This is a genomic window from Pseudomonas sp. MF5691, assembly GCF_016405645.1.
Lineage (GTDB): Bacteria > Pseudomonadota > Gammaproteobacteria > Pseudomonadales > Pseudomonadaceae > Aquipseudomonas > Aquipseudomonas shahriarae.
The window spans coordinates 185351-210493 of sequence record NZ_JAEKDC010000005.1; the positions used below are offsets into that span (position 1 = coordinate 185351).

Here is a 25143-nt window from a genome sequence, read left to right on the forward strand (position 1 = left end):
CCTCAAGCTTCAGCGTTGGCTTTGATCAGGCGGTCGTACGCATCCTGATCCAACAGCTTAGCTACTGCATCGGCGTCAGCCGGTTTAAAGCGGAAGAACCAGCCTTCGCCCGTCGGGTCTTCGTTGACCAGTTCCGGGCTTTCGCTGAGCTGGTCGTTGACTTCCAGCACTTCGCCGGTCAGGGGCATGTACACGCCGCTGGCGGCCTTGACCGATTCCACAGTGGAGGCTTCGGCGCCCTGCTCGTAGGCCTGCAGCTCCGGCAGTTGCACGTAAACTACATCACCCAGGGCGTTTTGCGCGAACGCGGTAATACCTACGGTGACGCTGCCGTCAGCTTCGGCACGCAGCCATTCGTGATCTTCAGTAAAACGCAATTCGCTCATGGAAACTCCTCAGGGCCAGAATCGTCTGGTGGACGGGATTGGAATGGGAGAGTCCTTAGCAAAAATGCGGCCAATATAAATTTATTGTTATTAATCAATTGTTTATAGATATGTGGTGGTGAGTGAGGGACACGCCCTGTAGCGAAATCGCTACGGATCGACAGTCGAAAAAAAGCCTATTTGGATCAAAGCCTTGCATGGCGAAGGCGGACCAGACGTGTATTGAAAACGTTCCGCTGTAGCGTTTTCGATACGGCTGCGCGAGATGTATGTAGCGCACGGGCCGGCAGGGTGCGGCTTATTTTGCCGTTATCCAATGATTAGGACGCGCGGCATGAGCCATTCAATAGCGGCATTTCAGGGCACTTCCCAGCTAAACGCATCCCGCGACTTTCTCCGGCGCCTGTTTGCCCAGCGCCCGACGTTGACGCAAGTGGCCGAGTCCATGGTCCAGGACTGGATCGCCGACGGGTTCGCGGCCTCCCGTTTACGGGCCAACATCACCTGGATCGGCGTGAGGCAGCCCGCTCAAGCCGGCGCTGACAGCTATACCCAGCTCACGACCCTGGGTGATGCCTTGATCAGGCGCTGCATGAGCAGCGAAGTGCTGAACTACGTGGCCGGTCATCACTACCTGTTGGTCAGTTCCATAAGCCATGGCCTCGTGCCGATAACCGATGTGGTGTCGGTCGATGATATTGAGTTCATGCTCAACGCCCTGGCCCCCCAGTTGCTCGCCGGTTTTAACGCAAGGCTGGTGGCCTACTGGAACGCGCCTGCCCCCGGCGATGCAGGGCTTAGTCGCTGGGGCGCAGTCGGCACGCAGTTGCGTGAGTGTTTGCTCAGCGCCCGGCAGACTCCGCCCCTGACACCGCAGCAAGCAAGCGCGCTGCTGGGGCTGGGGGACGGGCCGCAGGAACTGTGGGGCCATCAGGTGGACCGGCAAGCGCTGGGCGGGGCCGATGTGCTGCGGATCTATCAAGTCTATGCCGGCCAGGAGGGGCGGCCCGGCGAGTGGCTGCCGTTGTTGGTCTTGCAGCGTCAGGTCGCGCAGCAACAGGTCAACCTGGTTTATGTTCCCGCGATAAGCCTGCTCAAACTGACTGCGTTGGACGAGTTGGGCAGCCTGCTGCCACGCTACATGAGCCACTACACCCCTGGACTGCTCGTCAATTGGGTGCTCAAGGAGCCGCAAGGTGATGTGTTCGATGCACAGGCCCAGACCTTGCTGGAGCGCCAGTTAAGGGCGTTGCAGCAGCTCAATTGGTCGGCCCTGCCCGGCGTCGACAGCTACAAGCGCCTGTTCAGCCAACTCACCGCACCCGAGGTGTGGTTCGAGGGCGATTACCTCCAGCAGCCCCACGAAGAGCAGTTGCCGCTGTGGTTGCAGGTCGCCAGCGGGGCCGACCGGAACACCTACGGCCAATGGCTGGAGCGTCTGGCACACCTGCAAAAACGCACGGGCGGTGCATCGTTTCTCGACGGGCTGGAGCCGATTGACGTGTATGCCCGCCAAGCGCTGCAACGCCAGATGCGCCTGGATTTCCCGCAAGAAGCCGCGATCAATCCGGATGATTACCTGCTGACGTTTGAACGCACCCAAGGCGCCACGGTGGGCTGGACGCAGCGCACCACCAAGACCTTGACCTCATGGTCGTTGGAAAACCCCTTTGCTACCCCCTATGCCAGTGTGCAGATCGCCCATCAGGCGGCGCCGGGGCAGGAGGTTCCCCAGTGGATCAGGCCGGCGTACCTGGAAAAACTGATTGAGACGGTCGATGTGGGGCGGCATTACCCCGCGCTACTCAAGCGGGCGCTGGTGTCGGACCCGGCAGAGTCTGCACGGCGCCGACGCTTGTTTGTCGAGCAGATGGCCTTGCAGCTTCCATTGCGCGCCCTTGAGAACAGCCTGCGCCAACGCAATGGGTTTACCCCGCCCGGCGCAGAGGTGGTGCAAGCCTTGCTGCAGAGCGACCCGCTCAAGCGGGCGGTCGGGAACCAAGTGATCATCGCCCGGCCCTTGGCTTTTCTGACGCATGCCGGGGGAACGGTGCATAAAGCCAGCAACCTGTTTGTCATCGGTCCGCGGGACAACAGCCCGTTGCCCCATATTCTGTACCGGCCTGATCAGGCCGAGGCGCTGCTCCAGCAGTTCGCCAGCCGCCAGGCGCTGCTCGACGAGATCACTCGAACGGGCAGTGACCTGCAGGCGGTGGTGCTTGAGCAACTGTCTGAAAACAGCCGCGCATTGTTTGCCAACGGCGGGTTTTCAAGCCCCCATGTCCAGCGCTTTCTACAGGGGGACGAATACAGCGAGCACGCTGCGGCGAGCCCGGTATTGCTCAGCGACGAGCCAGTACCTGGGGTGTTTCTTGAGACGGTATTTGATGAAAACGCCAGGAGCCTTTGGCAGTCCGCCGAAAAGCGCGCCACCTCTATCGAGGTGCTGCGTTGGACGCTGTTCAAGAATAATCTCTGGCAGATCTTCAATGCCCTGCTGCCCCTGCTCAGGGGATCGGTGGCAGTGGCGGGGTGGTTGTCCCAGGTGTATGTCAGCTTTCGCACGGTGCTGGCTTTGCCGGCCGCAGCCAGTCAGGAAGACACCGCCGGTGCCCTGGTCGATTTGCTCGGCAGCCTGGCCGGCCTGCTGTTGAGCCCGGTGGTCAGTCTTGATCAGCGTTTGCGGTTGAGTGAGACCCGGTCACTGTCTACTGGCGCGATCGAAACCACGGCGGTCAGGCATGTCCAGCAGACGCCGTCGACGTTTGCCTGGCAGCGTTCACTGGCCGATGTCACGGGCATGGACTTTTCCTGGGCCAACGCGCGGTTGCGCCTTGATCCCGCGCAACAGGCACAGCTTGAGACCTTCCGCTGGTCCCCAGGGCAGGGCGAGCAGTGGCCGGGAACGCCCACGGTCAGCTCGCCAGACAGCCCTATACGCGGCCGGGTCGCGGTGCGGCGCGCCGGCGGCACGGTCAGCCATGAAGATTACCTGTTAATTGACAGCCAGCTGTATGGGGGCAAGCAGGTGGATGGGCGTTGGCGCATCGTGGACCTGAGAAATCCCCTGCGCGCCGGCCCCTGGCTCAGGAAAGATTCACGCGGGGTGTGGAAAGTCGACCTGGGCCTGCAATTGCTCGGTGGCCATCCCAAGCTGTCGGCTGCCAGCCGCCGCGCCAATATCCAGCGTCAGAACCAGATGTTTGAACGTCATTATCAAGAGATGACGGAACGCCTGATGGAGGCTGAAAAAGCCGCGGCGGCCGCTGAAGAGCGCTTTGAACACGCCCACGGCGGCGATCAGCAAAAACTCTTTGATCCATCCCTGCAAGCGCTGCGGGCCAGCTATCTGACCGCCCTGGAGAAACAAAGCCGGGCGCAGTTCAACCGGCTGGACGCGTTGATCGCAAAAAATGCCAACAAACCCGTGGAGCGGTTCGAGCCGGAAAAGATCCTGCAGTTGGAGGACCTTGTCCAGACCCTGCGTGTGCAGATGGTGATGCTGATCGCAAACCGCTCGAACGAGGTGTTTCCCGGTGAGCGTCGCAGCCAGTTGGGTGAACAGCTGGAGCATGAAGACGTAGCCGTTGTTCAGGCTGCGCACCACACGCTCGTCGAGTCGATGCAGACAATTATTGGCTACAACGAGCAACTGATCGACTTGAGCATCCTGGAGCGAAACAACTATGCCAGGCTGGCCCAAGTACCCGGGTATGAATCGCGGCCTGAAGCCTTGCTTCCCTCCACACTTGGCACGCCGCTGGACTGGAAGTCGCTGCAGTTGAAGGCATTGGGCGGGGTGATAGTGCGCAGGCCGCCGAAGCCCGAGGAATATGAGGATTTCATCCGGATCGGCTCGTTGGTCGATGAGGCGACCCAATCGGTGCAGTCACAAAAAAACCTGCAGGAGGCAGGCCCCCTGAGTGTGCAACAGCGCATCGACGGCTATGACGCGATTTTGCTCGACTATGACAACACCCAAGCGTCCCTGCGTGAGTACGGCGACATGGATTCCGACCTGCTCTATGAGGGCAGCATCGAGCGCTTGAATCGCATGCTCAACGCCTTGGAGCATGAAGCGCGCGGTTCACTGGCGGCGCTGCTGCGTGAGCGTGAGCAGACTCCTGCACGCGCGCCCGGGCCCGCGCTTGGCTCTGGCAAGCGCCTGATCCGTGACCGCAAGAGCCGCTATCTGGTGGGCCAGGTTCGGGCGCGTACGCCGCAGATGAACGAGCACATTGTCGATGTCATCAACCCGGTCGATCAGAGTGTGGTGGCGAGCTTTCGGCAGGCACCTGGCAGTGATGAGTTTGAGGCAATCACCCAGGCCAGTACGCCGCCAGTGCGCCCGGTGCGCTCCCTGGAAAGGCTCAGGGACGATGGGCGCAAGCTGCTGGCGCGCCAGTCGACTGTGCTTGAGCAGGCGCGTAACGAAGCGCGCCTCTCCAGCCAGCCCGCCAGCGTCGAGGCCCGGTTGTTACGGCATGCCGGGAAAATCAATGGGGTGGCCGATAAGATCCGCAAGGCCCTGGGGCAGGAGCAAAGCCAAACGCAGGAGCCCCTGCTCAAGGAGCTGGGGCAGGCCTCCAGCCGCCTGGCGGAGCACGGCAGGCTGATCCGTATCGAAATGGTCAAGCGTCTGGCGCCTGATGAAGAGGGGATTGCCTACCTCAAGAGCCAGAATGAGGTGCAAATCCTACCGATAGAGGGGCGCATAGCGCTTAAACGGGAGAATGATTTCCTGCAGGAATACCTGGTCAAGGACACTGGCGGCAAGGTACTGGCCTACGCCCATTTTCATTACCGCACACGCGAGGCGGCCAACGCGCCATACAGCGCCGGCCATTTGAAACGGCCGGAACAACGCTTTATGAGCTTTCGCAGCCTGGCCGACAAGACCGACAGCGATGTGATTGCGATCTACTATTCGCGGATCAGCCCAGCCATGGCCCAGCAGCTGTTTTTCAGTGCGACGGGGGCGGTGATCCAGCGTGGACGCAGGGTCCTGTGGTGATCAGGGTTTGCCGGGGATGCCGTATTTGCGCAACCGATGGGCGATAGCGGTGTGAGACGTCTGTAGACGGTTGGCCAACTGACGTGTCGAGGGATAGGTGCTGTAGAGCTTTTCGAGCAGGCTGCGCTCAAAGTCCTCGACGGCCTGCTCCAGGCTGTTCACTTCGCCGTCGCTCTGGCGGGCGACCGAGGTGCCGGCGATATCCAGGTCGCCAATGTCTACCAGGTTGCTTTCGCAAATGGCGGCGGCGCGGAAGATCACGTTCTGCAACTGGCGCACATTACCCGGCCAGCGGTTGCCCAGCAGCGCCGGGTAGGTGCCCGGTGCCAGGCGGCAGACCGGGCGCTGGATCTGCGCGCAGGCCTGCTGCATGAAGTAGCGGGCCAGCAGCAGGATGTCCTGGCCGCGTTCGCGCAGGGGCGGTACTTCCACATTCAGCACATTGAGGCGGTAGAACAGGTCTTCGCGGAAGGTGCCTTCGCTGACCATCTTTTCCAGGTCGCGGTGGGTGGCGCTGAGGATGCGCACATTGACCTTGACCTCGCGGTCGCCGCCGACCCGGCGAAAGCTGCCGTCATTGAGAAAACGCAGCAGCTTGGCCTGCAAGTACGGCGACATCTCGCCGATCTCATCGAGAAACACCGTGCCCTGGTTGGCCAGTTCCATCAGCCCTGGCTTGCCGCCGCGCTGGGCACCGGTAAAGGCGCCGGGGGCGTAGCCGAACAGCTCGCTTTCGGCGAGGTTTTCCGGCAGCGCCGCGCAGTTCAGCGCCAGGAACGGTGAGCTGTGGCGTGCGCTGATGGCATGGCAGGCACGGGCCACCAGCTCTTTGCCGGTGCCGGTCTCGCCCTGGATCAATAGCGGGGCGTCGAGGGCCGCCACCCGTTGCGCACGGGTCTTGAGGGTGCGGATGGCCATGGACTCGCCCAGCAACGCGTCGAAGCCTTCGGCATGGTCATGGTGCAGCGCCGAGAGCCGCTCGCCGATGCGATTGGGTTGGTACAACGTCAGCAGCGCGCCGGCATCGGTAATCGGCGTGGCATCCAGCAGCAAGGTCTGGCCGTTGACGCTGATCTCGCGCAGGGGCAGGCGAAAGCCATGTTCGAGCAAGGCTTCCAGCAGCGCCGGATCGTCAAACAGCTCGGCGATGCTTTCGCCAGCCGGCTCGCGGCCATAGAGGGCGATCAGCGCCGGGTTGGCCAGCAGCACCTTGCCGGCGCTGTCCAGGGCCAGAACCGGGTCGGTCATGGCCGCCAGCAGGGCGTCGAGTTGCAGGTGGCGGCGCTGGCCGGGAAGGATATCCACCACCGTCACCGCCTGTACGCCATGGACGCTGAACAGCGCGTCGCGCAACTCTTCCAGCACCTCCACGCTCAGGGTCGGCGCGTCGATGTAGACGTTGGGCGGGATCATCTCCACCGCATCCAGGTTGAGATTGCGCCCACCGAGCAGGGCCAGGACTTCCTGGGTAATGCCGACGCGGTCGATGAAGCTGACGTGGATACGCATGGGGCGGACTTTGATTCTGCAATGCGGAGGGTGGCCAGTATGCCTGAGCGACGGTGGAGATCAAAAATGTGGGAGTTGGCTTGCCTGCGATAGCCTCATCGAGGTGTGACTGATACATCGAGGTGCCTTCATCGCAGGCAAGCCAGCTCCCACACAAGCTGGCTCCCACATTTGATCTGTTTTGGCCGTGGAGCAGGGGTTATTCCAGGTGTTCAGGCTTGATCGGATCGCCCGGCTTTACATCCAGTTGGTGGCGCACATCCTCGAACATCAAGTCGTACTGTTTATGCATGCCTCCGTTGAGGACCGCGGTTTTCGGCATGCCGTATTTCTGCGCGATGTTCATGGCATGGCGGGCAAAGTCGAAGGCCTGGTCCTTGGGCAGGAAGAATTCTTCCTTGAGCTCTTTGCCCTGCACCGAACCATGCATCTTGAAGAGCATTCCCTTGCCTTCCTTTGGATCCTGGCTGACTTCATAGTCGATGCACAGGTCGTAGCTGTGGTCCTGGGCATTCAAGGCGTGGCGTTCAACATGCAAGTGACCGGGTTCAAAAATGGCCATAGGCGTCTCTCCCTAACAAGGCATTGGAGAAGGGCGGCTGCAACAGCCGCCCGGGGTGTATTTATAAGTAGGTGATGCCAGGTTTTGCCGTGCTGATACGGGTACCGGCGGTGCCCTGGACGATCGCTTCGATGTCCGAGAGTGAACCGATCACTGCGGTTTTGCCAGTGTTGCGGGCGAACTCGCAGGCGGCCTGGACCTTGGGCCCCATGGAGCCGGCGGCGAAGCCGAGTGTTTCCATGTCGTCGGGGTGGGCCTGGGCGATAGCCTTTTGCGTCGGCTTGCCGAAGTCGATAAAGGCGGCGTTGACGTCGGTGGCGATCACCAGCAGGTCGGCTTCCAGTTGCTGGGCCAGCAGCGAGGAGCACAGGTCTTTGTCGATCACGGCCTCGATGCCCTTGAGCTTGCCGTTCTCGTCATACATGGTCGGGATGCCGCCGCCGCCGGCACAGATCACGATGCTGCTCTTTTCCAGCAGCCACTTGATCGGGCGGATCTCAAAGATGCGTTTGGGCCGTGGGCTGGCCACCACCCGGCGGTATTTATCGCCATCGGGGGCAATCGCCCAGCCTTTTTCGGCGGCCAGTTTTTCCGCTTCGGCTTTGGAGTAGACCGGGCCGATCGGCTTGGTCGGGTTCTGGAAGGCCGGGTCGTTGGCGTCCACTTCAACCTGGGTCAGCAGGGTGGCGAATGGCACCTCAAAGTCCAGCAGGTTGCCCAGTTCCTGTTCGATGATGTAGCCGATCATGCCTTCGGTTTCGGCACCCAGCACGTCCAGCGGGTAGGGCGAAACCTGGGTGTAGGCGGCGGCTTGCAGGGACAGCAGGCCGACTTGCGGCCCATTGCCGTGGGCGATCACCAACTCGTTGCCGGGATGGATCTTGGCAATCTGTTCGGTGGCGATCCGGATATTGGCGCGTTGGTTGTCCGCAGTCATGGGTTCACCACGGCGGAGCAGGGCGTTACCGCCCAGAGCAACGACGATACGCATAGCGGTTGTCCTTTTAGAGTGCGGCTTTGTGAACACCGGACAAAATGTCGGAGTTGGCTTTATGTGGGAGCTGGCTTGCCTGCGATGGCATCACCTCAATATGCCTGGCAGACCGAGGTGACTGCATCGCGGGCAAGGCCGCATAAAGCCCGCTCCCACATTGACCGTGTTACATCAGTGGGAGCGGTGTTGGGTTACAAGTCAGCCAGCGTCGAAACCAGGATCGCCTTGATGGTGTGCATGCGGTTTTCCGCTTGCTCGAAGGCGATGCAGGCTGGGGACTCGAACACGTCGTCGGTCACTTCGATGCCGTTGGCCAGGTGCGGATACTGCTCGGCAATCTGTTTGCCGATCTTGGTATCGCTGTTATGGAACGCCGGCAGGCAGTGCATGAACTTGGTGCGTGGGTTGCCGGTGGCTTTCATCAGTTGGGCATTGACCTGGTACGGCAGCAGTTGCTCGATACGCTCGGCCCAGGCTTCCACTGGCTCGCCCATGGAGACCCAGACGTCAGTGTGGATAAAGTCCACGCCCTTGACCGCCGCTTTCGGGTCTTCGGTGAGGGTGATGCGTGCACCGCTTTCTTCCGCGTATTTTTTGCAGCGACCGACCAGGTCATCGTGGGGCCACAGGGCTTTGGGTGCGCAGATGCGTACGTCCATGCCCAGTTTGGCGCCGACCAGCAGCAGCGAGTTGCCCATGTTGTTACGGGCGTCGCCCAGGTAGGCGTAGCTGATGTCGTGGATCGGCTTGTCAGCGTGTTCACGCATGGTCAGCACGTCGGCGATCATCTGGGTTGGGTGGTACTCGTCGGTCAGGCCGTTGAACACCGGTACCCCGGCAAATTTCGCCAGTTCTTCGACGATTTCCTGCTTGAAGCCACGGTATTCGATGGCGTCGTACATGCGCCCGAGTACGCGGGCGGTGTCTTTCATGCTTTCTTTGTGGCCGATCTGCGACGAGTTCGGGTCGATATAGGTGACGTTGGCGCCCTGGTCATAGGCTGCGACTTCGAAGGCACATCGGGTGCGGGTCGAGGTTTTCTCGAAGATCAGCGCGATGTTGTTGCCTTTGAGGTGCTGCTGCTCGGTGCCGGTGTACTTGGCGCGCTTGAGGTCGCGGGACAGGTCCAGCAGGTAGCGCAGCTCGCGCGGGGTGTGGTGTTCCAGGCTCAGCAGGTTACGGTTGTGGATGTTGAACGCCATGATGATTCTCCTTGGATTCGGTAATCGGCCCGGTCGGCATCGGGTAGGTGCCGACCGGGGAGACGGTCGTTTAGTAGTCGATAGGATCGCGGATGATTGGGCAGGTCATGCAGTGGCCACCGCCACGGCCGCGACCCAGTTCACCGGCACTGATAGTGATGACTTCCACACCGGCCTTGCGCAGCAGGGTGTTGGTGTAGGTGTTGCGGTCGTAACCGATCACCACGCCAGGCTCTACCGCTACCACGTTGTTGCCGTCATCCCACTGTTCGCGTTCGGCGGCGAAGCTGTTGCCGCCGGTTTCCACTACGCGCAGGGTCTTGAGGCCAAGGGCTGCGGCCACGGTGTCGAGGAAGTTGGTTTTCTCCCGTTGGATATCAATGCCGTGGGGCTTGCTTTCGTCAGGGCGCAGGGTGAAAGGAACGATCTGGCTTACCACTTCGGGGAAGACGGTGACCAGGTCGCGGTCGCAGAAGCTGAACACGGTGTCCAGGTGCATCGCGGCGCGGGATTTCGGCAGGCCGGCAACGATGACTTTTTCCACGGCCTTGTTCTTGAACAGGTTGCGCGCCAGTTGGCCGATGGCCTGGTGGGACGAGCGCTCGCCCATACCGATCAAGACCACGCCGTTGCCAATCGGCATCACGTCGCCGCCTTCCAGGGTGGCTGCACCGTGTTGCAGGTCAGGGTCGCCGTACCAGATCTGGAAGTCGGCGTTGGTGAACTCGGGGTGGAACTTGTAGATGGCGGTGGTCAGCAGGGTTTCCTGACGTCGCGCCGGCCAGTACATCGGGTTGAGCGTTACGCCACCGTAGATCCAGCAGGTGGTGTCGCGGGTGAACTGGGTGTTGGGCAGCGGCGGCAGGATAAAGCTTGAGTGGCCGAGGAAGTCGCGGAACATCTCGATGGTCTTGCCACCAAAGCTGCTCGGCAGGTCATCGGCCGACACGCCACCGATCAGGAACTCGGCGATCTTGCGCGGCTCCAGGCTGCGCAGCCAGGAACCGACTTCATCGGCCAGGCCCAGGCCAACTGTATCGGCAGTGATCTTGCGCTCCAGGATCCAGTCCAGGGCTTCGGGGATGGCAACAATGTCGGTCAGCAGGTTGTGCATTTCCAGCACATCAATATCGCGTTCGCGCATCTTGGTGACGAAGTCGAAATGGTCCCGCTTGGCCTGGGCAACCCAGAGCACGTCATCGAACAACAGTTCGTCGCAATTGTTGGGGGTCAGCCGCTGATGGGCCAGACCTGGGGAACACACCATGACTTTGCGCAGTTTGCCGGCTTCGGAATGTACGCCGTACTTAACTTTTTCCGTGGTCATTACAGATCCTCCAGTGAACATAAAGATTCAGGTGTTACAGGGTCAGGAAGCCGTCGTAGAGCCCATAGGCCGCCACCAGGGCGCCAATGACCACTGCGGCGAAAATCAGCTTCTCGACGTTGGTGAAAATCGGTTTGCCCAGTTCACGCTTGGCCTTGGCGAACAGGATCGCGCCAGGGGCGTAGAGCAGGGCGGACAGCAGCAGGTACTTGGTGCCACCGGCATACAACAGCCAGACCGCGTAGATCAGAGCGACGGCGCCGATAAACAGGTCTTTCTTGCGCTCGGCCAGGGCCGCCTCGTAGGTCTCGCCGCGCACTGCCAGCAGCAGCGCGTAGGCCGCCGACCACAGGTAGGGCACGAGGATCATCGAGGTGGCGAGGTAGATCAGCGACAGGTAGGTACTGGCGGAAAACAGGGTGATCACCAGGAAGACCTGGACCATGGCGTTGGTCAGCCACAGGGCGTTGACCGGCACATGGTTGGCGTTTTCCTTACGCAGGAACTCCGGCATGGTGTGGTCTTTGGCAGCGGCGAACATGATCTCTGCACACAGCAGCACCCACGACAGCAGCGCACCCAGCAGCGAGATGATCAAGCCGACGCTGATCAGCACCGCGCCCCAGTGGCCGACCACATGCTCCAGCACGGCGGCCATCGACGGGTTCTGCAGCTTGGCCAGTTCCGGTTGGGTCATGATGCCCAGGGACAGCACGTTCACCAGCATCAGGAACAGCAGCACGGTGATAAAGCCGATGACGGTGGCCTTGCCCACGTCCGAGCGTTTTTCGGCACGGGACGAGAAGATGCTCGCGCCTTCGATACCGATAAATACCCAGACGGTGACCAGCATCATGTTGCGCACCTGGTTCATTACGCTGCCCAGGTCGGGGTTTTTCAGGCCCCAGATATCAGCGGTGAAGATGTCCAGCTTGAACGCGAACAGCGCGATCAATACAAACAGCACCAGCGGTACGATCTTGGCGACGGTGGTCACCAGGTTGATAAACGCCGCCTCCTTGATCCCGCGCAATACCAGAAAATGCACGGCCCACAACAGCACCGAGGCGCCGATCACCGCCGCCGGGGTGTTGCCTTCGCCGAAGATGGGGAAGAAGTAGCCCAGGGTGCTGAACAGCAACACGAAGTAGCCGACGTTGCCCAGCCAGGCACTGATCCAGTAGCCCCAGGCTGACGAGAAACCCATGTAGTCGCCAAAACCGGCCTTGGCGTAGGCGTACACGCCGCCGTCCAGGTCAGGTTTGCGATTGGCCAGGGTCTGGAATACAAAGGCCAGGGTCAACATACCCACGGCAGTGATAACCCAACCAATCAACACCGCACCGACATCGGCGCTGGCGGCCATATTTTGCGGCAACGAGAAGATCCCGCCGCCAATCATTGAGCCCACAACAAGAGCAACAAGGGCGCCTAATCGAAGTTTTCCGGGAGATTCAGACATTGCGTGACTCCAATGCAGGAGAAGAGAGACCACAGAATAAAACTGTGCGCTGTTCAAATAGCTGACTTAGATCACTTCATTGGCACATTCCATTGTGAATTAAAGACTTATGAATAAATGCTACAGGCGTATAATTGCCCGGATATGCTCATTTCAGAGCATCTCTCCGTTCGGGTTAATCCTTTTGTGCGCAAGACGTGGACGCTTGAAGCTAGCCCGTTTTCGCAGATGTGCAAACTTTTTCAGAGGCTTTGCCAAATACCTCCCATGGATAAAAGACAAGCCGTATTTAAATTCTAAATTTACCTAAACTCGATTAATTGAAATGTCATTAAGTTATGAGGCGAGCAGTTTTATTCGCTATAGCTAATAAACATTGATTGATTTCGATAAATTAGCCGAGTGCAGCGCTCAATAACTGTTTTATCTGCAGGAGTTTCTATGTCGCAACCGGCACAAAAGCTGCGTCTCAGTGCTCTGGTGGCATTGGTGGTGGGCTCGATGATTGGCGGCGGAATCTTCTCGTTGCCGCAGAACATGGCTGCGCGGGCCGAGGTGGGGGCGATCCTGATCGGTTGGGGGATCACTGCCGTGGGTATGTTGACCCTCGCGTTCGTGTTCCAGACCCTGGCCAACCGCAAGCCCAACCTCGACTCCGGGGTGTATGCCTACGCCAAGGCGGGGTTTGGCGACTACATGGGCTTCTCGTCGGCCTGGGGCTACTGGATCAGTGCCTGGATGGGCAACGTCGGCTATTTCGTGTTGCTGTTCAGCACCCTGGGCTATTTTTTCCCGGTGTTCGGCCAAGGCAACACGCCGGTGGCGATCGGTTGCGCGTCGTTGCTGCTGTGGGCTGTGCATTTTCTGGTGATGCGCGGGATCAAGGAGGCAGCGTTTATCAACCAGGTCACCACCGTGGCCAAGATCGTACCGCTGCTGATGTTTATCGTGATCGCCGCCGTGGCCTTCAAGGCGGATGTATTCACCCGGGATATCTGGGGCCTGGGCAACCCGCAGTTCGGTGGGGTGATGGACCAGGTGCGCAATATGATGCTGGTCACCGTGTTTGTGTTTATCGGTATCGAAGGGGCCAGCGTGTACTCGGCGCGCGCGGAAAAACGCTCGGACGTGGGCCGCGCCACGGTGATCGGGTTTGTCGGAGTGCTGGCCCTGCTGGTGCTGGTCAACGTGCTGTCCCTGGGGATCATGAGCCAGCCCGAGTTGGCCAACTTGCAGAACCCCTCACTGGCGGGCGTGCTGGAACATATCGTCGGCCCCTGGGGCGCAATGTTGATCAGCATCGGCCTGGCGGTGTCGCTGCTGGGGGCGTTGCTGTCATGGGCCTTGCTGTGTGCCGAGATTCTCTACGCCACTGCCCATGACAAGACCATGCCGGCCTTCCTGAAAAAGGAAAATGCCAACCGCGTGCCGGTCAATGCGTTGTGGCTGACCAATGTGATGATCCAGCTGTTCCTGGTGATCACGCTGTTTTCGGCCAGCACTTACACCACGTTGATCTACCTGGCGTCGTCGATGATCCTCGTGCCGTATTTATGGTCGGCGGCCTATGCCGTGTTGTTGTGCGGGCGCGGAGAAACCTACGAAGAAGCCCATGGCCAGCGGCTCAAGGACCTGCTGGTCGGCGTGATTGCCCTGGGCTATGCGGTGTGGCTGCTGTATGCCGGGGGCTTGAAATACCTGCTGCTGTCGGCGTTGCTGTATGCACCTGGGGTGATTCTGTTTGCCCAGGCCAAGCGCGAGCAGGGCCAGCCGCTGTTTACCTTGCTGGAAAAGGGGATTTTCAGTTGCGTGATTGCCGGGGCGAGCCTGGCGGCGTATGGGTTGTATAGCGGGGTGCTGACCCTGTGAGCATCTCTGCTGATTGATTGTGCTGGGGAGGGCCTTATCGCGGGCAAGCCCGCTCCCGCAGTTGACCGTGTACCCGGTCAACTGTGGGAGCCGGGCTTGCCCACGATGACCATTTCAAGGTCACCACCGTGCCCGATGCGCGCCCAATTCCCCAGCCGGCAAATCCCACTGCAGCGGTGTCCCGGCAAGAGTGACCGGCGCCAGCAACCGATGCGCCGGCCCCCAGGCCGTCTGCTCCACCAGCAGCCCCTGATCACCCGGTTCTTCTTCACGCAACGCTGGCTGCTTCACGTCTTGTCCCGCCTCGATCAACAATTTCGCCGTACGCGCCAGCGACAGCCGGGCCGAACCCCCATGCCCGCTGCTTAAGCGCTCGGCCAAGGCCAGTATCGCACTGGCCGCCATCAGGTAACCGGTGGCATGGTCCAGCGCCTGCACCGGCAGCGGCACGGGTTTATCCGCCTGCTTCCATTGCATGCCGGCGTGGGCGATACCGCTGCTCATCTGCACCAGGCTGTCGAAGCCCCGGCGATTGCGCCACGGGCCGCTCCAGCCGTAGGCGTTGAGGCTGACGTCGATCAGGCCGGGGGCGAGTTGCTGCAGTGCGCTCGCGTTGTAACCCAGTTGCTCCAGTGCATCGGCCCGATAACCGTGAAACAGAATGTCGGCATCCTTGAGCAAACCTTCGAATAATTGCCGGTCGTCGGTGTTTTTAAGGTCCAGGCGCGCGCAGCGTTTGCCCAGGGTCATTTCCGGCACGACCCCTGGTTCGTTCCAGGTGGGGGAGTCGATGCGTAATACGTCGGCGCCAAGCCCTGCGAGAAAACGGCTGGCCACAGGACCGGCCAGAACGCGGGTCAGGTCCAGTACCTTGACCCCCGCCAACGGGCGCGCCACGTTGCCCAGCCAGGTGGTGTTGCCGGCTGCCTCGAAGCGCTCCCATGCCACCAACGGTTCCTGATTGACCGCCAACCCTTGGGGATGAGCCTGCCAGTGCTGCCAGGTGCGCATCTGCGCGGCGCAGCCGGCCTCATCGACAATCGCCTGCTCAAGCTCGGCAGCGTTCCAGGAGGCGACCCTGAGCGCCATCGCCGCCCGATCCGCGACCTGCCCCAGTACACGCTCGGCAGCTGCGCGGTGGTGGGGGGCGTTGGTGTGCAGACGAATCCAGCCGTCAGCGCAGGCGTAGTCGCCGGCAATCGGATCCCACAGCGGCGGTACGTTCCAGCCCAGTGGGCGCAGGGAGCTGGAGAACCAGAAGGAGGCCAGGCGCGGGTCGACGCTGATCAGGGGCAGGCGCCCGGTGTGTTGTTCCAGCAGCCGGGCTATGGCCTGGCCGGCAGCCCCGATGCTGGCGCAGGCCAGCTCGGTGACAGCGAAGGTTGACGGCAGGGCGCCGGCTGCAGTGGTCGCCAGCGGCGTGGGCGGCAGATCGATTGCACGCTGGATCGAGGTGAGCAGATCAGTCATCAAAGGCCCTCCATAAGAGAGGGGCCATCATAGAAGATCTTCAGGGGTGTGCTGCAATCCCCGGCTGCAAGGGCAAGTCCAGGGTGGCGATAAATCCGCCCTCCGGGTGATTGGCCAGGCTCAAGCTGCCGCCATGACGTTCGGCGGCCCGACGGGCGATGGCCAGGCCCAGCCCATGACCTTGGGCGGTTTGCCCGGGGGCGCGGTAAAACGGCTCGCCCAGTTTTTGCAGGTGTTCGGCCTCCACGCCCGGGCCGTGGTCGCGCACGCTGATCACAATGCGTTCGCCTTGGCGCAGGGCCTGGACTTCAATCGGCTGGGTGGGAGGGTTGAAGCGCTGGGCATTACGCAACAGGTTGTCCAGCGCCCGCTCGATCATATGGGGCCAGCCCTTGAGTTGCAGCGCCGGCTCGGCTTGCAGTTGCACCAACTGCTCCGGGGCGCCGAGCTGGGCGTCCTTTTGCAGGGTCTTGAGCAGGGCGTTGAGGTCGATGTCTTCGGCGCTGGCGTTGTCGGCGTCGACCCGCGCCAGCACCAGGATCTCGCTGATCAAGGCTTCCAGGCGATCACATTCCAGGGTCAGGCGCGGCCAGAGCTTCTCCCGGGCTTCGGGCGTGGCCCGTTCCGCCAGGGCCAGAGCGATCCGCAGGCGCGCCAGGGGCGAGCGCAGTTCGTGGGACACATCGCGCAGCAATTGCCGCTGGCTGCCGATCAGGCTTTGCAGGCGAGCGCCCATGCGGTTGAAGTCGGTGGCCAGTACGCCAAATTCGTCACGTCGGTCGGCCAGGCGCGCCAGGCTGTTTTGCTGGTACGTGGTCTGGCCCAGGTCATGCACTGCACCGCGCAGACGGCTGAGGGGGCGAGTGATGGACAGGGTCACCAGCAGGCTGAACAGGGTCAGCACCACCAACGCAATCGCCAGGGCACTCAAGGGCCAGAGCAGGCTGCTGCGGTGCCAGGCATCCAGCTCCGGCAGGGCGATACGATAGATCAGCAGGTAGGTATCGCCGGTTTTTTCACTGGTGTACTCGGCCGTCAGGCGGCGCCAGGGCAGCCGGCCCTCGTGGCTCTCATGCTGGCGGGCTTCAAAGGCGGCGGCGCGGCGCGGGAAGGTGCCACGCACCACCGGGTCGCCGCTCTCGTTGAGCACCTGCACATCGACGTGGTACTGGCGTTTGCGCTGTTGCAACAAATCCTGGGCGGCGTCCTCGCCCTGGGTTTCATAACGCTGGGTCCATTCTTCGGCCAGGTTGTTGAGGCCGGGATGGCGGCTGAGAATCCAGGCGTCCTGGTTGAGCATATGCCCAAGCAGGACCGACAGCCCGGCAACCAGGGCGATAGCCAGCCAGAAACTGGCAAGGATGCGCCAGAAGAGTGAACGCACAGGAAACCCTCAAACAGGAAAAGCCCAGCGGCACGGGCCACTGGGCTGGGAGGTTGCTAACGCATTATTGCGCTTTTTGCGGTTGTTGCGCTTTCCAGGCCTGGAACTGCTGCCACTCGGCTTGACGCTCGGCGCGTTTCTTCGCCATTTCGTCGAACTTCTTCTGCTGGTCAGGCTTGAGCAAGGCGCGGATATCCGCCTGGGTTTTCTGCTTGGCGGCGGCCATTTCGTCCTTCATGGCCTTCTGGTCAGCGGCCGGGAGTTTGTCCAGGTACTTCTTGACCAGTTGTTGGCGGCCTTCCCGTTGTTCGCCCATCAGTTTGCCGATCTGCTGGCGCTGCTCGCGGGTCAGGTCCAGTTGGCTGAACGGGCCGCCTTTGCCGCGCATGCCGTGTTCACTGCCGTGGCCCGGGCCACCCATCATGTGGCCTTCAGGGCCGCCCATCGGGCCATGGCCTTCTGGCATGGCCATGGCGACGGTCGGCAGGGCTGCGGCGAACATCAGAGCGATAAGGGTCTTGCGCATGGTGTTTCTCCTTGTCTCGGTTCCGGTGAGTCCGGATGTGAGTAGATTACGAAGATCAAGGTCAGCGGCGGTCAGGGAAGGGTAAAGCTTGGGTAAAGACGGATTGGGTGGGGGCTTACAAACCTGTAGGCGCCCGCTTGCCAGCTCCTGCAGGGGATGTCAGAGGCTGTAGTAGTAGCCACGGCTGCGCAATGCAACGATCCGCGGGCGGCCGTCGGCATGCGGGCCGATTTTCTTGCGCAGGTTGCTGACGTGCATGTCGAGGCTGCGGTCATACAAGGTCAGCTTGCGCCCCAGGGCGATCTGCGCCAGTTCCTGCTTGTCCAGGGGCTCGCCCGGCTGGCGCAGCAAGGCTTCCAGCAGGCGGCTTTCGGACAGGGTGAGGGTCAGTTCCTGATGGTCGATGATCACCACACCACGCACCGGGCTGAAGCACAGGTCGCCCAGTTCCAGCTGGGTCGACACCGCCGTCGGGTGGCTGCGGCGCAGTACCGCCCGCAGGCGGGCGGTCAGTTCGCGGGGGTCGCAGGGCTTGGCCAGGTAGTCATCGGCACCCAGTTCCAGGCCGAGGATCCGGTCCAGGGGCTCGCCCCGGGCCGAGAGCATCAGTACCGGCAGCTCCGGGTGGTCGGCGCGCAATTGCTTGAGCAACTCCAGGCCGCTGCCGTCGGGCAGCATCACATCCAGCACCACCGCCGCCGGCGCGGCTTCGGCCAGGGCTTTGCGCGCGCTTACGCCGTCATGGCAAGCGCGCACCTGGAAACCTTCCTGGCTCAACCAACTGGTCAGCAGCTCACAAAGCTCCTGGTCATCATCTATCAGTAACAGCTCGCTCATGACTCACTCAATTTAGCCATTGTCGACGGCGCCGATGCCCGCCACTGGCGAAGATACCGCACAGCAGGGCGACCAGCGCAACTCCCGCACCAATCACAAACCACTGCTGCTGGTCAGTGAGCCAGCGTGGCAGGGCGCCACCTTGTGCTTCCTTGAGTTGCTGGGCAAGGCGCTGATTGTCCTGGCGCAGCCGGCTCAGTTGCGCACTCTCGCGGGTAGCATCGGCAGTCTGCAATTGTTTGCTCAGCTCTTCGCGCAGGCGTTCGCTTTCTTTCAAGCGTTGCTGCAACTCGGTGATCTGGCTGCCGGCACTCAAGGACAGGGGCGTGGAACTGCCGGTGTTCGAGGTTTCTTCAGCCTGGGCCGTAGCCCCGATCGTTAACACTGCCAACAGACACAACTGACGTAAGCGCATCGGAACTCCTGATTCCACACGAATATTCAGAGCGTTGTCGGCAGGTTACCGAGAATAATGAGCGATTAGGCGTTTGCCGAGCCCAATAGGTTCAGCACCACCTCGATCAGGGCAGGACTTGTTTGAACGGTTTGACCACGACATCGGCATAGGCGCCGGCCGCCACATACGGGTCGGCCTTGGCCCAGGCCTGGGCATCGGCCAGGGAGGCGAACTCGGCGATGATCAGGCTGCCGGTGAAGCCAGCGTCCCCCGGATCATTGCTGTCGACCGCCGGGTGCGGGCCGGCGATCACCAAGCGCCCCTCGGCCTGCAGCGCCTTGAGGCGTTCCACGTGGGCCGGGCGAACGGACAGGCGTTTTTCCAGGGAGTTGGCGACGTCGGTGGCGATGATGGCGTAGAGCATGTCAGTCCTCGGTTTTTGGCGTGGTGGGGTCGGTGTCATGCAGGTGGCGCGACAGGTAGATACCCTGGGCAACCAGGAACACCACGGTCATGCCCAGGCTGCCGAACACCTTGAAGTCGACCCAGTAGCTCTGGAAGGTAAAGGCCACGAACAGGTTGGCCGCGCCACAGAACAGGAAAAACCCGATCCAGGCGATGTTCAGGCGGGTCCAGATCGGCTCCGGCAGGCTCAGGGCGTGACCCATGATCCGCTTGATCAGCAGGCGATCACCAATGAAGTGGCTACCGATAAAGGCCAGGGCAAACAGCCAGTTGACCACCGGGGCTTTCCATTTCAGGAAGGTCTCGCTGTGGAAGGCCAGGGTCAGGCCGCCAAAGACCAGGCAGGCGATCAGGGTCAGCCACTGGCTTTTTTCCAGCTTGCGCTGGGAGATGAAGATCGCACCGTAGACCACCAGGGAGCTGATGATCAGCACCGCCGTGGCGCTGTAGATGCCGCCGAACGACAGCTCATGGCCGCCGATATCAAGGACCCGTGGGTCGGTTTTGAAAACGATGAAGAACAGCAACAGCGGGATGAAGTCGATGAATTGTTTCACAGTAAGAGCCAGAAGCTGGATGTGGCGGCATAATAACAAACATCCTTGGTAGCGAAAGCGCCAGCTGACTTGAGGTTACACACTTCCGTGAATGTTGATTTGCACTGCCACAGCACGGCCTCCGACGGCGCCCTGGCGCCCGCGGTACTGGTTGCGCGTGCGTTTGAAAAAGGCGTGCGAGTCCTGTCGCTGACTGACCACGACACCCTCGAAGGCCTGGAAGAGGCGCGTAGTGCCGCCACGGCCCTGGGGATGCATCTGGTCAATGGCGTCGAATTGTCCTGCACCTGGGGCGGCGCGACCATTCATGTCCTGGGCTACGGTTTTGACGTCACGGCCCCGCCATTGGTGGCGGCCATTGCCAATTTGCACGATGGCCGCTGGCTGCGGTCCGAAGAAATAAGCCGCAAACTGGCGCTCAAGGGCATGCCCAACGCGCTGGAGGGCGCCCGAGCGATCCAGCAGGAGCTGGGCGACAGCGGCAATGCGCCGGCCCGTCCGCATTTTGCCGACTGGATGGTGCGTGAAGGGTTCGTCAAAGACCGCGCCGAAGCGTTCCGCAAATGGCTGGGCGCCGGCAAGCTGGGGGACGTCAAGTTGCACTGGCCGACTCTGGAGGACACGGTTGCCACGTTGCGTGCTTCCGGGGCCTGGGTCAGCCTGGCGCACCCCTGGCATTACGATTTTACCCGCAGCAAGCGTCGCAAGCTGATAGGCGACTATATTCAAGCGGGTGGCCACGCCATCGAAGTGGTCAATGGGCATCAACCCGCCGAACAGGTTGGCAGCCTGGCGATTCTTGCCCGTGAATTTGGTCTGCTGGTCAGTGCCGGCAGTGATTTCCATGGCCCAGGCGGCTGGTCGGAGATCGGCGAATATCGCCCGGTCCCGGAAGACTTGCCGCTCCTGTGGGGGCGATTCAAGCATGACCCCATTACCGCCACCGTCTGAACAGGTAGAGAACGTGAGTCAATTTTTCCAGATTCACCCGGAAAACCCGCAAGCGCGGCTGATCAAGCAGGCCGTGGAGATCATTCGAGGCGGCGGCGTGGTGATCTACCCCACGGATTCCTCCTACGCCATCGGTTGCCAGATCGGCGACAAGAACGCCGTGGAGCGCGTAAGACGCCTGCGCGAACTGGACAAGAATCACAACTTTGCGCTGATCTGCAGCGACCTGTCGCAATTGGGCCTGTTCGCCAAAGTCGATACCGGCACTTTCCGCCTGCTCAAGGCCCATACGCCGGGGCCGTACACCTTTATTCTGAATGCCACCCGCGAGGTGCCGCGCCTGTTGCTGCACCCGAAAAAGCGCACCATTGGCCTGCGGGTGCCGGAGCACCCCATTGCCCTGGCGCTGCTGGCCGAGTTGGGTGAGCCGCTGATGAGCGTGTCGTTGATCATGCCCGGCGACACTGAGCCGCTGGAAGATCCCTATGAAATGCGCCAGCTCCTGGAGAAGCACGTAGACCTGATCATCGACGGCGGGTACGGCGGCAACAAGGCGTCCACCGTGATCAACCTGGCCGACGGCGAGCCGGAGGTGATCCGTGTGGGTTGTGGCGACCCGGCACCGTTCCTGGTCGAGGCCTGAATGTCGGCCGTGGAAACCGTCGACAGCCAGGCCGGCGCCCAGCAGGAGCTGCCATTTGCCATGGTCTACGGCCAGGCGGTCATGGAAATGCCCCTGGACCTGTATATCCCGCCGGATGCCCTGGAAGTGTTCCTTGAGGCCTTCGAGGGTCCGCTGGACTTGCTGCTGTACCTGATCCGCAAGCAGAACATCAATATCCTCGATATCCCAGTGGCGGAAATCACCCGCCAGTACATGGGCTATGTCGAGTTGATGCAGTCGGTGCGCCTGGAGCTGGCCGCCGAGTACCTGGTGATGGCGGCGATGCTGGCGGAGATCAAGTCGCGCATGCTGCTGCCGCGTTCCGAGACAATCGAAGCCGAAGAGGACGATCCCCGCGCCGAACTGATCCGCCGCCTGCAGGAATACGAGCGCTTCAAGGCTGCCGCCGAAGGTATTGATGGCTTGAGCCGCGTGGGCCGTGACGTGGTGGTGCCCAAGCTCGACGCCCCGGAAGCCCGGGCGCGCAAATTATTGCCGGATGTGAGCCTGGAAGAACTGTTGATGTCCATGGCCGAGGTGCTGCGCCGTGGCGATATGTTTGAAAGCCACCAGGTCAGCCGCGAAGCCTTGTCCACCCGTGAGCGTATGAGCGATGTGCTGGAGCGCCTCAAGGGCGGCGGCTTTGTGCCGTTTGTCGAGCTGTTTACCGCCGAAGAAGGGCGCCTGGGCGTGGTGGTGACCTTTATGGCGATCCTCGAGCTGGTCAAGGAATCCTTGGTCGAGCTGGTGCAGAATGAGCCTTTTGCGGCTATCCACGTGCGGGCGCGAGCCGAATAACGAGCTGAATTGATGAATCTGACTGAACCCCGCGAACTGGCACCGCTGTTGGAAGCCTTCCTCTTGGCCTCGGGCAAGCCGCAATCGCTGGAGCGCCTGTTTGAACTGTTTGAAGAGGCCGAGCGCCCGGAACCGCCGGTGTTCAAGAAGGCCCTGGAAATCCTGCGCAAATCCTGTGACGGCCGTGCTTTTGAACTGCGCGAAGTGGCCTCGGGCTATCGCTTGCAGATCCGTGAGAAATTTTCGCCGTGGGTGGGGCGCCTGTGGGAAGAGCGCCCGCAACGGTATTCCCGGGCGATGCTGGAAACCATGGCGCTGATTGCCTATCGCCAGCCCATCACCCGTGGCGAGATCGAAGACGTGCGCGGCGTGGCGGTCAACAGCCATATCGTCAAGACGCTGCTGGAGCGCGAGTGGATCCGTATTGTCGGCTACCGCGACGTACCCGGCAAACCCGCGATGTTCGCCACCACCAAGGTGTTTCTCGATCACTTCAACCTGAAGAACCTCGACGACCTGCCGCCTTTGGCCGAGCTGCGTGAGATCGAGGCCGAACCGGTGCTCGATTTCGACGATGCCCCGGTGCCGCCCGGCTTGCAGGAGCTGGCTGATGCCAGCGCCGAGCCGGAAGAGCCGAAGGACGAGACCAGTTTCCACACCTTGCTGCTGGAGCTGGACGATATGGAGCAGGGGATCAAGACCGACTTTGATGACTTGCTGCGTGATGGGGCGGTGGCGCCTGAGTCTGAGCCTGAGCTTGAGGTAAACGTGGAAGCGGCCCCCGAGGAGGATATCCTCGGCGTGGCCGCAGCCCGCGAAAAACTGCTGGCCGCCGTCGCCGCCCTGGAACAGCCCGAGTTGAGCGAAGAAGAAGCCGAAGCCCGGGCACTGGCCGAAGCCATCGAAAACGAACGCCGCGAATTCGAAGACTGACCCAGAAGCAAATGTGGGAGCGAGCAAGCCCGCTCCCACATTGGATCTTTTGCACCAGGGAGAATGTATATGAGCTCCACCAAAGACCCCTGCATCAGCCTCTGCAAGTTCAGCGACGATATCTGCGTCGGCTGCGGGCGCAGCAAGCGTGAGATCCGGGCCTGGAAGAAGCTCGACAAGGTCGACAAGCGCGCAGTGCTGGCCGAAGCCGAGCTGCGGCTGATCGCCCTGGGTGCCACCGGTCGGCGGAAAAGCAAATGAGCCGGCCCATATCGACTAGTCTCTGATGCGCAATGCGCGCCATGAGCGTATGATTCGCGACCCTTCGGCGATGCGTTCGCCCAAGACAACAGTTTCAATACCTTCAGGCCACGCCTGAATCGACACACCGGGAGGTGCTTAAGATGAAAGACCAAGACCAGAACGACAGCCAGGAAATCGGCCCAGCCGGCGAGAAACTGCAAAAAGTCCTCGCCCGCATCGGCGTCGGCTCGCGCCGCGACGTAGAAGCCTGGATCACCCAGAAGCGCATCAAGGTCAATGGCGTCGAAGCCACCCTGGGCCAGCGCGTCGATCTGCATGATGCGATCACCATTGATGGCAAGGTCATCAAGCGTGAAGAGGCCGCCGAATCGGTGCGCCGCGTGATCATGTACAACAAGCCCGACGGCGAGATCTGCACCCGTGACGACCCGGAAGGCCGTCCAACCGTGTTCGACAAGATGCCCAAGCCTAAAGAAGGCCGTTGGATCAACATCGGCCGCCTGGACATCAACACCACCGGCTTGCTGATGTTCACCACCGACGGTGAGCTGGCCAACCGCCTGATGCACCCGTCCTACGAGATGGACCGTGAGTACGCGGTACGTGTACGGGGTGAAGTCGATGACGAAATGATCGAACGCCTCAAGGCTGGCGTGGTGCTGGAAGATGGCCCGGCCAAGTTCACCGACATCAAACAGGCCCCCGGTGGCGAAGGTTTCAACCACTGGTACCACTGCGTGGTGATGGAAGGGCGTAACCGTGAAGTACGTCGCCTGTGGGAATCCCAGGGCCTGGTGGTCAGCCGCCTGAAGCGCGTGCGTTTTGGCCCGGTGTTCCTCAACTCGGACCTGCCGATGGGGCGCTGGCGCGAAATGAGTCAGTACGAAGTCGACATCCTCAGTGCTGAAGTGGGCCTGACCCCTGTGGCCATGCCGCAGATGAATGCCAAGAGCAAAGACAAGCTGGAGCGCATGCAGCGTAAATCGTCGCGCCCGGTGGCACGTACCGAACGCGTTGCGCGCACCTTGCGCCCGGCGCTGGATGCTCCGGCCACAGGCGGTCGTATTTCCCGTCAGCCGCAGATCGAGGGCGATCGTCGTCCATCGGCTCCAGCCCGTCAGGATGGCGAGCGTGCACCGCGTACCCCGCGGCCTGCCGGTCGTGGCGAAGCACCAACGGGCGGTCGCAGCAACCGTGGCGATACCGGCCGTGGTGCTCCGCAGACCGATCGCCCAGCCGAAGGTGCCAAGCGTCCAGCCAAGCCCGCGCCGAAAAAGCGCCCAGGGCTCAAACTGGTCGCGGACGAGCCGTCGGGCAAGCGCCGTGGCGCACCGGCAGGTTCCGGCCAGCGTCCGGGGTTTGGGCGTAAGAAGCCTTAAGAGCAGCAGCAAGCTTTAAGCTTCAAGCTGTAAGAAAAAGCGTCAACCTGCGGGTTGGCGTTTTTTTTTGCGCGCTGTGTGGCGAGCGGGCTTGCCCGCGTCGGGCTGCGCAGCAGCCCCACACTCTGCCGTGTCGGTCTGCCTGGTTGACTGGGTTGTTCTTTCAAGGGACTGCTGCGCAGTCCAGCGCGGG

Annotated in this window: 22 protein-coding genes; 8 read left to right on the top strand and 14 right to left on the bottom strand. The window is 61.5% G+C overall.

The window, feature by feature from the left end; genetic code table 11:
• Positions 1-2: 2 nt before the first annotated feature.
• Complete coding sequence (gene gcvH, locus JFT44_RS10035; protein WP_057440003.1) at positions 3-386, bottom strand: glycine cleavage system protein GcvH; 384 nt, start codon at positions 384-386, stop codon at positions 3-5.
• Positions 387-720: 334 nt separating this feature from the next.
• On the opposite strand from gcvH, the gene JFT44_RS10040 reads away from it, so the two are divergent.
• The gene (locus tag JFT44_RS10040) at positions 721-5400 is read left to right on the top strand and encodes a hypothetical protein (protein ID WP_198830607.1); all 4680 of its coding nucleotides are present in this window, start codon (positions 721-723) and stop codon (positions 5398-5400) included.
• Here JFT44_RS10040 and JFT44_RS10045 read toward each other — a convergent pair whose 3' ends face one another.
• From JFT44_RS10045 to arcD (JFT44_RS10070), 6 genes are all read right to left on the bottom strand, one after another.
• Positions 5401-6909 (bottom strand): sigma-54-dependent transcriptional regulator, encoded by a 1509-nt coding sequence (locus tag JFT44_RS10045; protein WP_057960513.1) that lies wholly within the window; start codon positions 6907-6909, stop codon positions 5401-5403.
• A 199-nt stretch (positions 6910-7108) separates the two neighbouring features.
• Positions 7109-7471 carry a DUF5064 family protein gene (locus JFT44_RS10050; protein WP_057440000.1) on the bottom strand — a complete coding sequence of 121 codons (363 nt, stop codon included), beginning with the start codon at positions 7469-7471 and terminating at the stop codon, positions 7109-7111.
• Positions 7472-7532: 61 nt separating this feature from the next.
• Complete coding sequence (gene arcC, locus JFT44_RS10055; protein WP_057439999.1) at positions 7533-8462, bottom strand: carbamate kinase; 930 nt, start codon at positions 8460-8462, stop codon at positions 7533-7535.
• Positions 8463-8656: 194 nt separating this feature from the next.
• Complete coding sequence (locus JFT44_RS10060; RefSeq protein ID WP_029296316.1) at positions 8657-9667, bottom strand: ornithine carbamoyltransferase; 1011 nt, start codon at positions 9665-9667, stop codon at positions 8657-8659.
• Positions 9668-9737: 70 nt separating this feature from the next.
• On the bottom strand, positions 9738-10994 hold the full coding sequence (arcA, locus tag JFT44_RS10065; RefSeq protein ID WP_057960511.1) for an arginine deiminase: 1257 nt from the start codon (positions 10992-10994) through the stop codon (positions 9738-9740).
• Positions 10995-11028: 34 nt separating this feature from the next.
• Positions 11029-12456, bottom strand: a complete 1428-nt coding sequence (arcD, locus tag JFT44_RS10070; protein WP_057439997.1) for an arginine-ornithine antiporter — start codon at positions 12454-12456, stop codon at positions 11029-11031.
• A 441-nt stretch (positions 12457-12897) separates the two neighbouring features.
• Between arcD (JFT44_RS10070) and arcD (JFT44_RS10075) the strand changes: the two genes are divergently transcribed.
• On the top strand, positions 12898-14325 hold the full coding sequence (gene arcD, locus JFT44_RS10075; RefSeq protein WP_057960510.1) for an arginine-ornithine antiporter: 1428 nt from the start codon (positions 12898-12900) through the stop codon (positions 14323-14325).
• A gap of 120 nt (positions 14326-14445) precedes the next feature.
• Here the strand turns inward: arcD (JFT44_RS10075) and JFT44_RS10080 are convergent, their stop codons facing one another.
• From JFT44_RS10080 to JFT44_RS10110, 7 genes are all read right to left on the bottom strand, one after another.
• Positions 14446-15795, bottom strand: coding sequence for a CoA transferase (locus JFT44_RS10080; protein ID WP_198830608.1), 1350 nt, complete (start codon positions 15793-15795; stop codon positions 14446-14448).
• Positions 15796-15835: 40 nt separating this feature from the next.
• Positions 15836-17179 carry a HAMP domain-containing sensor histidine kinase gene (locus JFT44_RS10085; RefSeq protein ID WP_057960508.1) on the bottom strand — a complete coding sequence of 448 codons (1344 nt, stop codon included), beginning with the start codon at positions 17177-17179 and terminating at the stop codon, positions 15836-15838.
• Positions 17180-17243: 64 nt separating this feature from the next.
• Complete coding sequence (locus JFT44_RS10090; RefSeq protein WP_057960507.1) at positions 17244-17705, bottom strand: LTXXQ domain protein; 462 nt, start codon at positions 17703-17705, stop codon at positions 17244-17246.
• Between the two features lie 159 nt (positions 17706-17864).
• A complete protein-coding gene (locus JFT44_RS10095) occupies positions 17865-18542 on the bottom strand; it encodes a response regulator transcription factor (protein ID WP_057960506.1) in 678 nt (225 codons plus the stop codon).
• Positions 18543-18549: 7 nt separating this feature from the next.
• Positions 18550-18957, bottom strand: coding sequence for a translation initiation factor 2 (locus tag JFT44_RS10100; RefSeq protein WP_170060098.1), 408 nt, complete (start codon positions 18955-18957; stop codon positions 18550-18552).
• 106 nt (positions 18958-19063) lie between these two features.
• Positions 19064-19363, bottom strand: coding sequence for a YciI family protein (locus JFT44_RS10105; RefSeq protein WP_057439992.1), 300 nt, complete (start codon positions 19361-19363; stop codon positions 19064-19066).
• Between the two features lies 1 nt (position 19364).
• Positions 19365-19961 carry a septation protein A gene (locus JFT44_RS10110; protein ID WP_057960504.1) on the bottom strand — a complete coding sequence of 199 codons (597 nt, stop codon included), beginning with the start codon at positions 19959-19961 and terminating at the stop codon, positions 19365-19367.
• A gap of 87 nt (positions 19962-20048) precedes the next feature.
• Here JFT44_RS10110 and JFT44_RS10115 point away from each other — a divergent pair, with 87 nt between their 5' ends.
• The 6 genes from JFT44_RS10115 (at position 20049) to rluB (ending at position 24950) form a co-directional block, all read left to right on the top strand.
• Positions 20049-20912 (top strand): PHP domain-containing protein, encoded by an 864-nt coding sequence (locus JFT44_RS10115; protein WP_057960503.1) that lies wholly within the window; start codon positions 20049-20051, stop codon positions 20910-20912.
• 13 nt (positions 20913-20925) lie between these two features.
• Positions 20926-21555: an L-threonylcarbamoyladenylate synthase gene (locus JFT44_RS10120; protein WP_057439989.1), complete on the top strand. Its 630-nt coding sequence runs from the start codon at positions 20926-20928 to the stop codon at positions 21553-21555.
• 120 nt (positions 21556-21675) lie between these two features.
• Complete coding sequence (locus tag JFT44_RS10125) at positions 21676-22374, top strand: ScpA family protein (RefSeq protein ID WP_169851199.1); 699 nt, start codon at positions 21676-21678, stop codon at positions 22372-22374.
• A gap of 12 nt (positions 22375-22386) precedes the next feature.
• Positions 22387-23307, top strand: coding sequence for an SMC-Scp complex subunit ScpB (scpB, locus tag JFT44_RS10130; protein ID WP_120733994.1), 921 nt, complete (start codon positions 22387-22389; stop codon positions 23305-23307).
• A 69-nt stretch (positions 23308-23376) separates the two neighbouring features.
• The gene (locus tag JFT44_RS10135; RefSeq protein ID WP_057439987.1) at positions 23377-23568 is read left to right on the top strand and encodes a DUF1289 domain-containing protein; all 192 of its coding nucleotides are present in this window, start codon (positions 23377-23379) and stop codon (positions 23566-23568) included.
• A 143-nt stretch (positions 23569-23711) separates the two neighbouring features.
• Complete coding sequence (gene rluB, locus JFT44_RS10140; protein ID WP_057960500.1) at positions 23712-24950, top strand: 23S rRNA pseudouridine(2605) synthase RluB; 1239 nt, start codon at positions 23712-23714, stop codon at positions 24948-24950.
• The last annotated feature ends 193 nt before the right edge of the window (positions 24951-25143 follow it).

Excerpts from the sequence above, each read along its gene's own strand:
- gcvH (WP_057440003.1), bottom strand. The coding sequence starts at position 386 with ATGAGCGAATTGCGTTTTACTGAAGATCACGAATGGCTGCGTGCCGAA.
- JFT44_RS10040 (WP_198830607.1), top strand. The coding sequence starts at position 721 with ATGAGCCATTCAATAGCGGCATTTCAGGGCACTTCCCAGCTAAACGCA.
- JFT44_RS10045 (WP_057960513.1), bottom strand. The coding sequence starts at position 6,909 with ATGCGTATCCACGTCAGCTTCATCGACCGCGTCGGCATTACCCAGGAA.
- JFT44_RS10050 (WP_057440000.1), bottom strand. The coding sequence starts at position 7,471 with ATGGCCATTTTTGAACCCGGTCACTTGCATGTTGAACGCCACGCCTTG.
- arcC (WP_057439999.1), bottom strand. The coding sequence starts at position 8,462 with ATGCGTATCGTCGTTGCTCTGGGCGGTAACGCCCTGCTCCGCCGTGGT.
- JFT44_RS10060 (WP_029296316.1), bottom strand. The coding sequence starts at position 9,667 with ATGGCGTTCAACATCCACAACCGTAACCTGCTGAGCCTGGAACACCAC.
- arcA (WP_057960511.1), bottom strand. The coding sequence starts at position 10,994 with ATGACCACGGAAAAAGTTAAGTACGGCGTACATTCCGAAGCCGGCAAA.
- arcD (WP_057439997.1), bottom strand. The coding sequence starts at position 12,456 with ATGTCTGAATCTCCCGGAAAACTTCGATTAGGCGCCCTTGTTGCTCTT.
- arcD (WP_057960510.1), top strand. The coding sequence starts at position 12,898 with ATGTCGCAACCGGCACAAAAGCTGCGTCTCAGTGCTCTGGTGGCATTG.
- JFT44_RS10080 (WP_198830608.1), bottom strand. The coding sequence starts at position 15,795 with ATGACTGATCTGCTCACCTCGATCCAGCGTGCAATCGATCTGCCGCCC.
- JFT44_RS10090 (WP_057960507.1), bottom strand. The coding sequence starts at position 17,705 with ATGCGCAAGACCCTTATCGCTCTGATGTTCGCCGCAGCCCTGCCGACC.
- JFT44_RS10095 (WP_057960506.1), bottom strand. The coding sequence starts at position 18,542 with ATGAGCGAGCTGTTACTGATAGATGATGACCAGGAGCTTTGTGAGCTG.
- JFT44_RS10100 (WP_170060098.1), bottom strand. The coding sequence starts at position 18,957 with ATGCGCTTACGTCAGTTGTGTCTGTTGGCAGTGTTAACGATCGGGGCT.
- JFT44_RS10105 (WP_057439992.1), bottom strand. The coding sequence starts at position 19,363 with ATGCTCTACGCCATCATCGCCACCGACGTCGCCAACTCCCTGGAAAAA.
- scpB (WP_120733994.1), top strand. The coding sequence starts at position 22,387 with ATGAATCTGACTGAACCCCGCGAACTGGCACCGCTGTTGGAAGCCTTC.
- JFT44_RS10135 (WP_057439987.1), top strand. The coding sequence starts at position 23,377 with ATGAGCTCCACCAAAGACCCCTGCATCAGCCTCTGCAAGTTCAGCGAC.
- rluB (WP_057960500.1), top strand. The coding sequence starts at position 23,712 with ATGAAAGACCAAGACCAGAACGACAGCCAGGAAATCGGCCCAGCCGGC.